This window comes from Thermocrinis albus DSM 14484, assembly GCF_000025605.1.
In the GTDB taxonomy this organism is placed as follows: domain Bacteria; phylum Aquificota; class Aquificia; order Aquificales; family Aquificaceae; genus Thermocrinis; species Thermocrinis albus.
This window is the reverse complement of record NC_013894.1, coordinates 869,764-883,360: the sequence shown is the minus strand read 5'-3', so window position 1 is coordinate 883,360 and position 13,597 is coordinate 869,764. Positions and strand designations below refer to the sequence as shown.

16 protein-coding genes are annotated in these 13,597 nt (G+C 47.4%); 9 read left to right on the top strand and 7 right to left on the bottom strand.

The genetic code is table 11. The annotated features are described in order from the left end of the window. Nucleotides 1-2 precede the first annotated feature (2 nt). Together THAL_RS04765 and THAL_RS04760 are read right to left on the bottom strand one after the other, a co-directional pair. Nucleotides 3-734, bottom strand: a complete 732-nt coding sequence (locus THAL_RS04765) for an OmpA/MotB family protein (RefSeq protein WP_012991973.1) — start codon at nt 732-734, stop codon at nt 3-5. Further along, nucleotides 731-1,480, bottom strand: a complete 750-nt coding sequence (locus tag THAL_RS04760) for a motility protein A (protein WP_012991972.1) — start codon at nt 1,478-1,480, stop codon at nt 731-733. The genes THAL_RS04765 and THAL_RS04760 overlap by 4 nt, the downstream gene beginning before the upstream one ends. A gap of 44 nt (nt 1,481-1,524) precedes the next feature. Here THAL_RS04760 and trpS point away from each other — a divergent pair, with 44 nt between their 5' ends. From trpS to THAL_RS04740, 4 genes are read left to right on the top strand one after another with little or no spacing between them, the layout of a single operon-like run. Beyond that, nucleotides 1,525-2,709, top strand: a complete 1,185-nt coding sequence (gene trpS, locus THAL_RS04755; protein ID WP_012991971.1) for a tryptophan--tRNA ligase — start codon at nt 1,525-1,527, stop codon at nt 2,707-2,709. After that, nucleotides 2,706-3,707 carry a PHP domain-containing protein gene (locus THAL_RS04750; RefSeq protein ID WP_012991970.1) on the top strand — a complete coding sequence of 334 codons (1,002 nt, stop codon included), beginning with the start codon at nt 2,706-2,708 and terminating at the stop codon, nt 3,705-3,707. Before trpS ends, THAL_RS04750 begins: the two co-directional genes overlap by 4 nt. Then, complete coding sequence (locus THAL_RS04745) at nt 3,704-4,564, top strand: slipin family protein (RefSeq protein ID WP_012991969.1); 861 nt, start codon at nt 3,704-3,706, stop codon at nt 4,562-4,564. The genes THAL_RS04750 and THAL_RS04745 overlap by 4 nt, the downstream gene beginning before the upstream one ends. Continuing rightward, entirely contained in the window at nt 4,536-5,408 is an 873-nt protein-coding gene (locus THAL_RS04740; RefSeq protein ID WP_012991968.1) for a DUF58 domain-containing protein, read from the top strand. Before THAL_RS04745 ends, THAL_RS04740 begins: the two co-directional genes overlap by 29 nt. Here the strand turns inward: THAL_RS04740 and pheA are convergent. The 4 genes from pheA to bioB are packed head-to-tail and all read right to left on the bottom strand — an operon-like array spanning nt 5,370 to nt 8,534. Beyond that, nucleotides 5,370-6,461 (bottom strand): prephenate dehydratase, encoded by a 1,092-nt coding sequence (gene pheA / locus THAL_RS04735; protein WP_012991967.1) that lies wholly within the window; start codon nt 6,459-6,461, stop codon nt 5,370-5,372. The two genes, THAL_RS04740 and pheA, sit on opposite strands and share 39 nt — an antisense overlap. Beyond that, complete coding sequence (locus THAL_RS04730; protein WP_012991966.1) at nt 6,462-6,887, bottom strand: hypothetical protein; 426 nt, start codon at nt 6,885-6,887, stop codon at nt 6,462-6,464. Then, on the bottom strand, nt 6,880-7,536 hold the full coding sequence (locus THAL_RS04725; protein ID WP_012991965.1) for a lipoyl protein ligase domain-containing protein: 657 nt from the start codon (nt 7,534-7,536) through the stop codon (nt 6,880-6,882). Before THAL_RS04725 ends, THAL_RS04730 begins: the two co-directional genes overlap by 8 nt. Continuing rightward, the gene (gene bioB / locus THAL_RS04720; protein ID WP_012991964.1) at nt 7,533-8,534 is read right to left on the bottom strand and encodes a biotin synthase BioB; all 1,002 of its coding nucleotides are present in this window, start codon (nt 8,532-8,534) and stop codon (nt 7,533-7,535) included. The genes THAL_RS04725 and bioB overlap by 4 nt, the downstream gene beginning before the upstream one ends. Nucleotides 8,535-8,617: 83 nt before the next feature. Here bioB and purE point away from each other — a divergent pair, with 83 nt between their 5' ends. Further along, complete coding sequence (purE, locus tag THAL_RS04715) at nt 8,618-9,124, top strand: 5-(carboxyamino)imidazole ribonucleotide mutase (RefSeq protein WP_012991963.1); 507 nt, start codon at nt 8,618-8,620, stop codon at nt 9,122-9,124. On the opposite strand, the gene lepA is transcribed toward purE, so the two are convergent. Next, entirely contained in the window at nt 9,102-10,901 is a 1,800-nt protein-coding gene (gene lepA / locus THAL_RS04710) for a translation elongation factor 4 (protein WP_012991962.1), read from the bottom strand. The genes purE and lepA overlap by 23 nt on opposite strands. A 20-nt stretch (nt 10,902-10,921) precedes the next feature. Here lepA and THAL_RS04705 point away from each other — a divergent pair, with 20 nt between their 5' ends. Genes THAL_RS04705 through gap form a run of 4 tightly spaced genes read left to right on the top strand, consistent with a single transcriptional unit; the run spans nt 10,922 to nt 13,594 of the window. Next, nucleotides 10,922-11,506 (top strand): SCO family protein, encoded by a 585-nt coding sequence (locus THAL_RS04705; protein WP_012991961.1) that lies wholly within the window; start codon nt 10,922-10,924, stop codon nt 11,504-11,506. Beyond that, entirely contained in the window at nt 11,404-12,081 is a 678-nt protein-coding gene (rsmG, locus tag THAL_RS04700; RefSeq protein ID WP_342606918.1) for a 16S rRNA (guanine(527)-N(7))-methyltransferase RsmG, read from the top strand. Before THAL_RS04705 ends, rsmG begins: the two co-directional genes overlap by 103 nt. 34 nt (nt 12,082-12,115) lie before the next feature. Beyond that, nucleotides 12,116-12,571, top strand: a complete 456-nt coding sequence (locus tag THAL_RS04695) for a hypothetical protein (protein WP_012991959.1) — start codon at nt 12,116-12,118, stop codon at nt 12,569-12,571. An 18-nt stretch (nt 12,572-12,589) separates the two neighbouring features. Next, nucleotides 12,590-13,594: a type I glyceraldehyde-3-phosphate dehydrogenase gene (gene gap / locus THAL_RS04690; RefSeq protein ID WP_012991958.1), complete on the top strand. Its 1,005-nt coding sequence runs from the start codon at nt 12,590-12,592 to the stop codon at nt 13,592-13,594. Nucleotides 13,595-13,597 lie beyond the last annotated feature (3 nt).

Here is a 13,597-nt window from a genome sequence, read left to right as displayed (position 1 = left end):
CTTCACGGTGCCGGTTCCGTCAGTTCGTATCCCTTAATGTTAATAATAACTATCTCCACTCTCCTGTTCTGTTCCCTACCTTCAGGTGTAGCGTTAGAGGCTATAGGTCTCGTGTCGGCGTATCCCGATGCTTTGAGTCTATCTGGGGAGACACCTTTGGCTATAAAGTATCTAACCACAGAGGATGCTCTGGCTGTAGAGAGTTCCCAGTTGGAGGGGAATCTGCCTGTGGATATAGGTATGTTATCCGTGTGTCCTTCTACTTCCACTGGGTTGGGAATACTGTTGAGAAGTTCTGCTATCTTATCCAGTATGGGGTAAAACTGGGGTTTGATGTCGGCACTTCCCGAATCAAAGAGAAGCCTTTCCTGGAGGATAAGTCTTATACCTATAGCTTCGTAAGCCACCTTCAGCTTACCTTCCAACCCTATGGTTTTAAGTGTTTTTTCCAACTCCATTATCTGTTTTAAGATCTTCTGGCCCTTCTCCGTGGGTCTAACCTTGGGAGGGACAGGTTGGGGTAGTATCTGACGGGGTAGTGTTTCTTGGTAGGGAACCAGTCTCATGCCGAAAGCACGTGCAAAGGCCTGAGCGTATTCGAGAGCCGCCTGTTTACCCGCCTGTGCCATCGCAAACAGGGCTATGAAGAGACACAGAAGTAGCGTAAGGAAGTCGGCATAAGGTATAGCCCACCTTTCCGAAACCTCTTCTGGACACTTTTTTCTCCTGTTCATCCTTTAGCCTCTACGAAGGAGTTTAGTCTCTCCTCTATGAGTCTTGGGTTCTCTCCCCTTATCATCATCCTACCGGCTTCCACCACCATGTACATACGGAGTATCTCCTCCTTTCCCTTTATCTTTATTTTTTTGGCTATAGGCCCAAAGATGAGGTAAGAAGAAGTTATGCCGTACACAGTAGCCACGAAGGCTGCAGATATGCCGTGTGCCAGTTCCTGTGCGTTATCCAGACTCTGAAGGGCCTTCATAAGCCCGAAAACAGCCCCCACCAACCCAAAGGTGGGGGCACTCTCTGCAGCGTTCTTCCAGTATTCTACTGCTATCTCCAGCTCCTCTTCCCTTTTGGCTACTTCCGTCTCTAAGCTCTCCACAAAGGTGGCTTCGTCCACTCCTAGGACCATAAGATCCACAGCCTTTCTTATAAAGGGGTCCGTTATATCCTCTGCCTTGGTTTCGAGAGCCAACATGCCTTCCTTCCTCACCGTGTGAGCCAAGTCTATCAGAATGTTCTTTGTCTGTACTGATCTATCGTCATCTTTCCTAAAGGCCATCCTGAGACCTTCCACTATCAGGTAGAACTTAGAGAGGGGTACTGTGACGAGGCTGGCAAAGAGGGTAGTGGGGACCACAATTACAAAGGCTGCAGGCTGAAGAAGAAAGAGCAGGCTGGCACCTTTCAAGACAGCACCTATGAGTAGAGCTGTGAGCCCTCCCAGTATACCTACCAGCGTAAGGAGATCCATGTTTACATTATAAATTCGGAGCGCAACTTTATAATTTTAGACCCATGCGTGTACTGAGCGGTATGAGACCTACGGGAAAGCTACACTTGGGTCATTACTTGGGTGTTATCAAGAACTGGATAAGCCTTCAGAAAGATCACGAAACCTTCTTTATGGTGGCAGACTGGCACGCACTGACTACCGGATACAAAGACACAAAACATATCAAGGACAACATACGCCAGCTGGTTATAGACTGGATAGCTTTGGGACTTGATCCTGAAAAGAGTGTTCTCTTCCTTCAGTCTATGGTGAAGGAACACGCAGAGCTCTTCCTCCTCTTTGCCATGATAACACCTAAGAGTTGGTTAGAGTGGAATCCCACTTACAAAGATACCAAGTACAATCTTCTAAGAATTCACGACCTGGAACTTACTTTCAGAGGTGGTTTGAGGGATCTGGTGAAGGAGTTCTTAGCGCGTCAGCCATTCCGTGTGGAAGATACGGAAGCTCTTGAGGAGGATCTATTGGATGTGATAGCGCAAGCTTTTGTTAAGGCCCTCTTTGACGGTAAACTGGATAAGGAAATGCTGAGGAAACTCAACGTATCCAAGAGAGAGTTCTACGAGGTGGATACCTACGGTTTTTTGGGTTATCCGGTACTGCAAGCTGTAGATATCCTCCTCTACAAGGCGGAGGCAGTCCCGGTGGGTGAGGATCAGTTGCCTCACATAGAACTGACGCGGGAGATAGCTCGTAGGTTTAATCACCTTTACGGAGAGACTTTCCCAGAACCTCAGGCTTTGCTGACGGAAACACCCCGTGTACCGGGTACGGACGGTAGGAAGATGAGTAAGTCTTACGGTAATGCCATATACTTTGCTGACAGCGAGGAAGAGGTTAAGAAGAAGGTGATGAGCTTTTTCACAGACCCTCAGAAGCTAAGGAAGGGTGATCCGGGAAGACCTGAGATTTGCCCCGTCTTTATGTATCACAAGCTTTTTACTCCCCACGAAAAGGTGGAGGAGATAGAAAGAGACTGTAGGAGTGGGAAGCTGGGTTGTGTGGACTGTAAGAGGATGATGTGGGAAGGTTTGGAAACGTTCCTAAGGCCCATAAGGGAAAAGAGAAGGGAGGTGGAAAAGTCAGCTCATTACGTGTGGGATATCCTCACGGAAGGCTCACGCAGAGCCAGAGAACTGGCTCAGAGAACTTTACAAGAGGTGAGGGAGAAGATGAACCTTCCATGATGTTGTATATCCTCCTCCCATTCCTACTGTTGGGACTTTGGATCTTGCTAGCTTACCTCCTTCCCGTAAGGTACGCCAGGGCCTCAAGACAGGATCTACTACCCTCTGAGGTTCCTAACCTTTACCTGTACTCCTATCAGCTACACCTCCATACCCAGTTCTCCTACGACTCTCTGGGGAAACCGGAGGACATAAGGAGAGCTATGGAGGAGGAAGATGTGAACTTTGTCTTTATAACCGATCACGAAAACGATTATATCAAGTACTTTTGCGATGAGAGAATGCTGGCAGGGATAGAGAGAAAAACAGAAGAAGGCGCTGTCCTCTGCATAGGCCCTGTAAAGGTGATAGCACATCCCTTTAAGGAGAAGTACAGGTGGAAAGGAAACAGGGAAGGCTTTCTTCTGGAACTTATAGATCTGAAGGACTCTTTGTTGGAAAATAAAGGGAGGCTCCTGTTTTATCTGGTTCCCGTAATACTCCTTTACCCGTTCCTCAAAGATAAGGCTCTCCGGCTCCTTAGAAAGGTGGTGAAGGTGGAAGAGTACGCTGACAGGTATTACCAAGAAGGCTGGAAGAATCCTGTGGTGGGAGGTCTTGATCACCACGTGAAGGTATATGTGAGAGAGGTAGGCATAAGGTTTCTGTTTCCCCACTACAGACACTCTTTCTCTTTGATGCGTAACATCTTTATCTCTCCGGTAGAGCTCAAAACAGCTCAGCATTTAGCCCAGATGCTACTGAAACAGGAAGGCACCAACGTCATATGTTTTGATAAAAAACCTCCCATAGTTTACAGGGAAGGAAAAAAAGTGCACCTACTTTATCCCTACACCAACCTGTTGGTGAAGGTACGAACTCCTAGGGAGAGCAGATGGGTAAGTGGTTCTAATCTTGTTGTTGAGGAAAGGGATCAGTTTCTTCTGGGTTACTCTTTTCTGTTCCGTTTAGGGAACACTTTTTGGGGCCTTTGCCCTTCCTTTATAATAAAGGTATGAGAGACTTAATTATATTTCTCACCTTCTTTTTTGTTATACTGGCGGGGGTTTTGGGAGGAGACATCCTTAAAATCTTGGGAGGTGTAGCTATGGATCTTGTTATCCTTGTGGTTCCTTTGGTATTGGTTTTAATCTTCCTTGTATCCTCGGTGAAGGTGATTCCTGAGTACGAAAGGGCTGTAGTATTCAGGCTGGGTAGAGTTATAGGCGCAAAGGGTCCCGGTCTTTTTATTCTCATACCTGTCATAGACAGAATGGTAAAAGTAGACCTCAGAACTGTGACGCTGGATGTACCTACCCAGGACATCATCACCAAAGATAACGTTTCTGTAAGTGTGGACGCTGTGGTTTACTTCCGCGTCATAGATCCTGTAAGGGCTATAGTGGAGGTGGAGAACTATCTATATGCTACCTCCCAGATAGCTCAAACCACCCTGAGGAGTGTGTGTGGATCGGTGGAGTTGGACGAGCTCCTCTCCGAAAGGGAGAAACTCAACCTCCAGCTTCAGGAGATCATAGATCGTCAAACGGACCCCTGGGGTGTTAAAGTGGTCTCTGTAGAGCTCAAAAAGATAGATCTGCCGGAAGAGCTCAGGAGGGCTATGGCCAAGCAGGCAGAGGCAGAGAGAGAAAGAAGAGCCAAATTGATCACCGCTGAGGCCGAGTATCAGGCTGCTCAGAAGCTGGCAGACGCTGCCCGAATACTGGCATCAGAGCCTTTAGCCTTACAGATAAGGTATCTGGAAACTATCCAAAACGTGGTTAACAAACCCGGTAACGTGGTGCTCATACCTCTTCCCATTGAGATGCTGTCGTATCTATTTAGGCATGAAGGTAAAGATAAACAGAGCGGGTAGTTTTTTCATAGGTATTACCATCTTCGTAGGTGTGGCAGCGGTAAACACTGGGAACAACCTCCTCTACATGGTGGTGTCGGGAATGCTATCCTTCATGCTCCTTTCGGGTTTTCTCTCATGGCAGAACTTGAGAAGTCTCAAGGTGAGTGTAATACCACCCCCTGAGGTCTTTGCGGGCAGAGAAGCCAGCTTTCGGTTATTGGTGGAAAGGAGTTTCTCTGTACCCTCCTTCCTCATAAAGGTCAGTGCTCAGAACTCCACAGCTCTTCTACCTATAGTGAAGGGTAAGGCGTATGCTAAGATCTTACTCACGTTTCCGGAAAGAGGTTATTACCATCATCTTGAGCTCACCCTATCCTCATCCTTCCCGGCGGGTCTCTTTGAAAGGTACACCGTCTATAGGGTGGAACTGGATCTCATCGTTTTTCCGTTACCTATTCCCACGCGCTTCCCTATGGTGTTAGACAAAAGTTCCAACAAGAAGGGACAGAAGCTGTCCAAAAGAGAAGGTTTTGACGAGGTAGTGGGTGTTAGGGAGTACATGAACGATCCTCTAAAACTCATCCACTGGAAGATATCTGCCAAACAGGGAAAGCTGTATGTGAAGCGTATGTATGACGAAGTGGATGAGCCGGTCTTCCTCAGTCTGGATATGGTGGAAGGGGACCTGGAAGAAAAGGTGTCACGGCTCGCCTATTTGGTGGATAAACTTACCACAGAAGGTGTGCCTGTAGGTCTCCTTTTGAGGGACAGGGTTATAGAACCGGGTGTGGGAACACAACATAGGAGAAAACTTCTGACAGCTTTAGCTCTCTTGGATAAGAGCTCTCGGATAAGAACCTAAGAGTTTAACCATCTGGGTCCTACTTTTGAGAAGTTCTATGGCCTCCCTCACATGCTCATCCTCCGTATGGCCCTCCAGATCCACGAAGAAGACATAATCCCACGCTTTTTTCTTGGAAGGCCTCGACTCTATTTTGGTGAGGTTCACGTTGTAAAGGTAGAAGCTTTCCAGAGCTCTGTAGAGAGCACCTGGCTCGTCCTTGACCGCAAAGATAAGGCTCGTTTTGTCCTTTCCGGTTTTTTTCATGGACCTTTTACCTATCACCAGAAAGCGGGTGTAGTTGTTGGGGTTGTCCTGGATGTTTTCCGCCAGTACGTGTAGATGATAGGTGTATGCTGCCACTTCACTGGCAATGGCAGAAGAGGCCTCTTCCTCAAGGGCTATCTCACAGGCCCTTGCGGTACTCTCCGTTTCTATCAGATCTACCCACGGCATGTTCTTTTCCAACCACATTCTACACTGAGCTAACGCCTGTCTATGAGAGAAAACCTTTTTGATCTGAGATATATCGGTACATGTAGACAGAAGATGCAGCCGGATAGGTATCACTATCTCCCCCACTATGCGCAGGTCCGATTCCAAAAACATGTCTAAGGTATAGTTAACAACCCCCTCAGTGGTGTTCTCCACCGGAACAACGCCGTAATCTGCCCTGTCAGTTTCCACCTCCTGAAACACATCTCTTATGGAGGGTGCAGGTATGTACTGAGCCGACAGTCCAAAATATTCAGAAGCGGCCTGATGGGTAAAGGTGGCCTTGGGACCCAAATAGGCTACCTTTATGGGTTTTTCCAAAGACAGACAGGCGGATATTATCTCCCGAAAGATGTGGAGAAGTGCCTTTGTTGGGAATGTTTCTTTGTAACGCTGGGTGTTTATCTGTATTATCTTCTCAAAGATCTGTCTTTCCCTTTCGGGAGCATGGATCTCTAACCCAAGCCTTTTCTTTATCTCTCCTATCTGTTGAGCTAACTGAGCCCTTCTGTTGAGAAGTTCGACTATCTGTTCGTCTATCTGATCTATCTTCTCTCTCAGTCTTTCCAGTTCTTCCATCTATAGCTGTAGGTAGCGGGGGACAACTCTGAGACGTTCTATGGCAAGGTGATTTTCCTTACTGCGCTGCTTCCAGTACTTTCTCCTCTTTCTGTATATCTCCCTCAGGTGATGGGGTAAGCGGAGACTGGGGTATTTTCCGGAAGCCACCTTGTGCAGGTGCCACCACCACTTCTCTAAGGGTTGAGTGTCATCATCCTCCAGAGGCTCGTCGCTTCCTTCCAAAAGTTCCAGGAATCTGTGCACATTCTGAAAGAGTTTTGTGTCTGCCTTTACCACGTAAGGGCTCTCTTCCATTCCTTCCTGATGGACTTTTTCCCTCAGTTTGATGATAAGGTCAGGATACCCTATCCCGTAGTTGAGGAGAAGTTCCACCTCCGCAAAGTAAAGGTAATCGGTATCCAGGTACCTTTTCAGCTCACCCATGATCTCTAAAATTATACACCACCTTTATGATCTGTGTCAGGTTAGTCATAAACCGCCGGAGGCCCTCCAGAAGTCTATCTTCCTCCACACCCAGTTCCCTGAAGGTGGTGATGCGTTCTCTGAGAATCTCTTCACCAACACCAAAGACTCTGTGTGCCAGAGAGTATTCCATATCTATCAGGAGACTTCCCTGTAGCAGGAAGGCTCTTCTGCCTATCCTCATAGCGCAGGCCACCACCTTCTTGCCATCTGCCGTCAGCTCACCCCAACTGGGATAGAAAAAACACAGCCTCTCCATACGCTCCGGACTGTAGTGGGTCATATCCAAAGAGATACCCACCTCATTTAAGCTTTCTTGCAATAGCACCATAAGGCGTTCGTATATCTCCTTGGGATTAGAACCCCATAAATCCCTCCGGCTGGCTACCGAAAAGGACACGTCCCCGCCGTGAAGAAGTTCACCTCCCCCTGTAGGCCTTCTCACCACAGGCAACGGCATCTTTCTCTCTCTCTGCAAAAGCCCTATGCTTACCGTAGGCTCTTGCCATCTGTAGAACCGTACCAAAAGATACTGTTCTCCCCTTTCCACCTTCAGGAAGTTCTCCAGGTCTTTCTGCATGTTCTCTCTGCCTGACAGGATCTCTATCATTCCACCAACGTATGTTTCCTTTGGGCCTTCAGATCCTCCAAAAGCTGGTAGTCCTTCTTGATGTCTCTACCGGCACGGGTGAGGTATCCACCCACCATCATGGCGTTCACCATCAGTGAAGCCATTCCGTGAAAGTCCCTCAGAGTCTGCTCTCTCCCACCGCAGAGTCTGAGTTCTGCTCTCGGATTGGTGAGGCGAAACATAGCTATAACCTTGAGAGCTTCCATAGGTTCTATACCTGGTGCCTCCTCAAGAGGTGTGCCGGGGATAGGCATGAGGAAGTTTAGGGGAATGGAATCTACTTCCAGTTCCCTGTAGGTGAGGGCCAGATCTACCCTGTCTTCTTCCGACTCTCCCATCCCAAATATACCTCCACAACAGGCGGAGAGACCTGCCTTCTTTATCCTCTTTATAGTTTCGTAGCGATCCTCCCACGTGTGGGTGGAGACTATATTAGGGAAAAAGTTTCTGGAAGCCTCCAAGTTGTGGTTCACTCTCCTCACACCTGCTTCCTTAAGTTTAAGGAGAGAGTCCTCATCCAGCGTCCCCATAGATACACACACGTTTATGGGGATGCCCGAACTCTTCACCTTTCTGACAGCCTGAGCCACTCTATCTACCTCTTCTTTAGATGCAGCCTTTCCACTGAGTACCACACAGTACCTGTTGGCACCAAACTCCACTCCCCGTAAGGCTCCTTCCAGTATCTCGTCCTCAGGTACCAGAGGATACACGTTTATAGGTGTTTTGTAAAACTTGGACTGGGCACAGAATCTACAGTCTTCTGAGCAAGCTCCACTCTTAGCGTTTATTATGGAGCAGAACTCTATCTGGTTTTCTGAGTGAAAGGCTCTATTTACCTTTTGGGCCACGTAAACCAGAAGGGATATGTACTGATGAGGAGTCTGTAATACCTTAAGGGCTTCTTCTCGGGTAACTTCATCCCCCTTTATAACCCTGTCTCCCAAATCTATCAAGAACTTCTCCCATTGATCCATAAGGTCACCTCCGTAAGGTTTATAGAATTCTATAAAGATATGTAACAGTAAGAGGTCAGCAAGTGTTCTAAAATTATAGAGCCATGCCTCTGGTAGGTATCATTATGGGAAGTATATCGGATTGGGAGTGGTTAAAGCCGGCTTACCAGCTTCTTAAGGAGTTTGGTGTTCCGTGTGAAGTGAGGGTGGTGTCTGCGCACCGTACTCCTCATCTTATGTACCAGTATGCTACTACAGCTAGGGAGAGGGGCTTAGAGGTCATAATAGCGGGTGCAGGTGGCGCTGCCCATCTTCCGGGTATGACAGCTTCCATGACGTCTCTACCGGTTATAGGAGTACCTATACCTTCCAAACACCTGGCAGGTGTTGATTCTCTCTATTCCATTGTGCAGATGCCGGCAGGCGTACCTGTAGCCACGGTGGGTATAGGAAATGCTGTGAATGCTGCTCTTTTGGCCCTCAGGATTTTGTCCATAAAGCATCCTCACATAGCTCAAAAGTTGGAAGAATACAGCCAGCAGCTTCAGAAGAAGGTGGAGGAGATGAACACAAAACTTTCCGAGGAGATCAGTCCACCTTCAGAACAGTGAGGAAAGCTTCCTGGGGTAGTTCCACTTTACCGAACTGTTTAAGTCTCTTCTTCCCCTCCTTCTGCTTTTCCAGAAGCTTTTTCTTACGGGTGACGTCACCACCGTAACACTTGGCTAGCACGTTGGCCCTCAGAGGAGGTATCCTTTCGGAAGCTATTATCCTGGATCCTATACCAGCCTGTACCTTCACCTCAAACAGTTGGCGCGGTATGACCTCTTTCAGCTTTTCCACCAGTTGTCTCGCTCTCCTGTAGGCTTTATCTCTATGAACTATGAAGGACAGAGCATCCACAGGTTCGTTGTTGATAAATATGGTAAGCTTTACAAGATCCTCCTCTCTGTAACCTATAAATTCGTAATCGTAAGAAGCGTATCCCCTTGACAGGCTCTTTATCCTATCGTGGAAGTCTAGTATGACCTCACTGAGGGGCATCTCGTACTCCAAAAGGGCTGTGTTTTGATCCAGATAAAGGAACTTCTTCTGTATTCCCCTTCTTTCTTGACACAGACTCATTATGTTACCTACATACTCACGGGGTGTTATTATGGTTACCAGTACAAAGGGCTCCTCTATCGCCTGAATCACACCCCAGTTTTCCGGCAGTTCGGATGGGTTTTTTATCTCTTTCACACTACCGTCTTTGAACCTCACCCTGTAAACCACGTTGGGAGCGGTGGTCACTATACTAACACCGTACTCTCTCTCCAATCTTTCCTGCACTATCTCCATGTGCAAAAGTCCCAAGAAACCCACTCTGAAACCCATACCCAAAGCAGGGGAAGTCTCTGGTTCGTATTGGATGGCAGCATCGTTTATAGCGTACTTTTCAAGGGCTTCTCTGAGCTCCTCATAGGTGTATCCTTCCGAAGGATATATACCTGCAAACACCATGGGCTTAGCAGGTCTAAAACCTGGTACGGGCTCAGAAACGGGTCTTCTGGCATCAGTTATGGTATCGCCTACCCTTATGTCCCTCACGTCTTTAATGGAGGCTGCCACGTATCCCACCTCTCCGGCTCCCAGTTTCTCAAACTTGGTCATACGGGGTGTCTGTGCTCCTACCTCTGTTACTTCAAACTCCTTACCTGTGGAGAAAAGTCTTATCTTCATACCCGGTCTTATCTCTCCGTCAAAGACCCTCACAAAGGCCACCGCACCTCTGTACTGGTCGTAGTAAGAGTCAAAAATAAGGGCCTTGAGGGGAGCATCCGGATCACCGGAAGGTGGAGGTATGCGCTCTACTATGGCCTCCAACAACTCCTCTATGCCTATACCCTCTTTTGCGGACACTAAGAGAGCTTCCTCAGCGGGCAGTCCCAGTATGTCTTCTATCTGCCTCTTGACTCTGTCAGGATCCGCTGCAGGGAGATCTATCTTGTTGATGACAGGTATGATAACCAGATCTTGCTCCACAGCCTTCCAGAAGTTGGCCACCGTTTGAGCTTCTATACCCTGCGTGGCGTCCACCAACAGTATGGCTCCCTCACAGGCAGCCAAAGCTCTGGAAACTTCGTAAGAAAAATCCACGTGTCCGGGAGTATCTATCAGATGAAGTTGGTAAGTGTTCCCATCTTTGGCTTTGTAAAACATCTTCACCGCCTGCATCTTTATGGTGATACCCCTCTCCCTTTCTATCTCCAGAGTGTCCAACATCTGTTCCTTTAACTCTCTTCTTGAAACAGCGCCTGTGAATTCTAAAAGTCTGTCCGCAAGGGTGGATTTTCCGTGATCCACGTGGGCTATTATGGAGAAGTTTCTTATATTCCTTAACTCCATAAGGTAATAAAATATACCTTATGCGATCTCTATTGGCGGTGTGGATAGTTTTAGCCCTCCTTGTCTCTTCTTGCAAGAAAGAACACAAGTTCTACGGTTACCTCTATGACAAACCCGCTTATGATTTTGAGCTGACCAGTCAAGATGGGAATCGCGTGCGACTCTCCCAGTTTCTGAAGGATGGTGGTGTGGTGCTGCTGTTTTTTGGATACACCCACTGTCCAGATGTATGCCCCACGGCTCTCAGTACCATGGCAAAGGTGATGAAGAATCTAAGTGAGAAGGAAAGGGAGAAAGTTAAAGTACTCTTTGTGAGTGTGGATCCCGAGAGAGACACACCGGCGGTCCTCAAAAACTACGTACCCTTCTTTTATCCCACCTTTGTAGGTCTCACAGGAACACCAGATGAGATAGCTAAAGTGGCCAAGGAGTACAACGTATACTACAGGAAGGTGAAGGAGGAAACGGCGGCAGGTTACCTGGTAGATCACACCGCCACTATATACCTTATAACCCCCGATATGAAGATAAAGCTCCTTTACACCACCAACAGACAGGATCCACAGAAGATAGCGGAGGATATAAGATACCTGCTGAGCTCATAAAAGATATCTTCCAAAGAAACGGTTTTAACCTGACAGAAGAGCAGATCCAACGCTTTGATCTTTATCTGAGAGAACTTAAAAGGTGGAACAAAGTTCACAACCTCACCTCTCTGGAAGAGGACGAGCAGATAATAAAGAGACATTTCCTGGATTCTTTAACCCTGACACTGTGTATAGAGGAGAAGGGGATTGATGTAAAGGGAAAGAAGGTATGTGATGTAGGGAGCGGTGCGGGCTTCCCAGGTGTCCCTCTGAAGATCTTTTACCAAGACGCTATAAACCTTACCCTCATAGAGTCTGTTTCTAAGAAATGTTCCTTCTTGGAGTATCTTAAGGTGGTGCTGGATATTGATTACAGGGTGCTGTGCACCAGGGCAGAGAAAGTAAAGGAGAAATTCTACGTGGTGGTAAGCAGAGCCTTGGGTCCGTTGGAAGAGACACTCCCTTTACTTATAAACCTCTCCGAGGCTTACATAATGGTGATGAAGGGCAGAGAACCTGTAGAAGGTTTTGAGTACTGTTATATAAACCTTCCTGACATAAAGGGTAACTATATACTGCTCTATACTCTGTGACGGAGTTAAATGTTGTGATGTATAATATAAGTGAATGTTTACTTTAAAAGAGGTGGTGTTGTGGCTCCACGTCCTGTTGGCCTGCGTGTGGGTGGGAGGTATGCTGTCCCTCGTCTTTGTTTACGCTCCTTATCTGCGGAGACTTCCTAACAAGGAACAGGCCTTTCTGTATGTAGGTAAAAGGCTCAGTCTTTTGGGAACGTTCATTTCTCTTCCTCTTCTTTTCGTAACAGGGATGGCAAACGCTTACCTACTCAACGGATGGGATGTATGGTTCCAAAAGGATAGTCCTTACACACGTACGTTACAGGTAAAGCTTATCTTCTTTGGAGGAATAGTAGCCGTATCTCTCCTCCATGATCTTTATTTTGGAAGGCGAGCCTTTGAGGGGAGATTTTACAGAAATATGGCACGTATGTTGGGATTTCTCAACATGGTCCTTACTTTAGTTGTGTTATTTCTAGCGATAAAACTCAGGTTTGGAGGATGATGGTATAAAATTTTCCGTATGGTGCGTGTAGGTATAAACGGCTTTGGTAGAATAGGAAGGACTTTCTTAAGGGCGTGCTACGGTGTAGAAGGCTTGCAGATAGTAGCTATCAACGATCTTACCGATGCAAAGACTCTGGCGCATCTTCTCAGGTATGACTCGGTACACGGTATATTTCAAGGTAAAGTAGAGGTCAAGGAAGATCACATTCTGGTGGATGGACAGCCTATAAGGGTCTTTTCCCAGAAAGACCCGGCCAGCATACCGTGGGGAGATCTCGGTGTGGAGGTGGTGGTAGAGTCTACCGGTGCTTTCACTTCCCGTGACAAGGCCCAGCTTCATCTGAGGGACACGGTAAAGAAAGTGATAATATCGGCCCCTGCCAAAGAACCTGACATAACCATAGTACTGGGTGTAAATGAGCACCTTTATGACCCTTCACGCCATCACGTAATATCCAACGCAAGTTGTACCACCAACTGTCTCGCTCCTGTGGTGAAGGTATTGCACGAAAACTTTGGTGTAAAGAAAGGTTATATGGTAACAGTTCACGCCTACACCAATGATCAGAGAGTGTTGGATCTCCCCCACAAGGATCTTAGGAGAGCAAGGGCCTGTGCCATTAACATAGTACCCACCACCACAGGCGCCGCAAAGGCCATAGGTGAGGTGATACCGGAGCTTAAAGGAAAGTTAGACGGTACAGCCAGAAGGGTTCCTGTAGCAGACGGTTCTCTGATAGATCTTACCGTGCTGGTGGAGAGAGCCCCCTCCGGTGTAGAAGAGGTTAACGAAGCTTTCCGTAAGGCTGCAGAAAGTTCCTTGAAAGGGATCCTCCAGTACACAGAGGATCCTATAGTCTCTCAGGACATCATCGGCAATCCCCACTCTGCCATATTGGATGCAGGGCTTACTCAGGTTATAGAAGACATGGTACACGTGGCTGCTTGGTACGATAACGAGTGGGGATACTCGTGTCGCCTTAGGGATCTTGTTCTCTTCTTGGCAGAGAAGGGTCTTTGATGT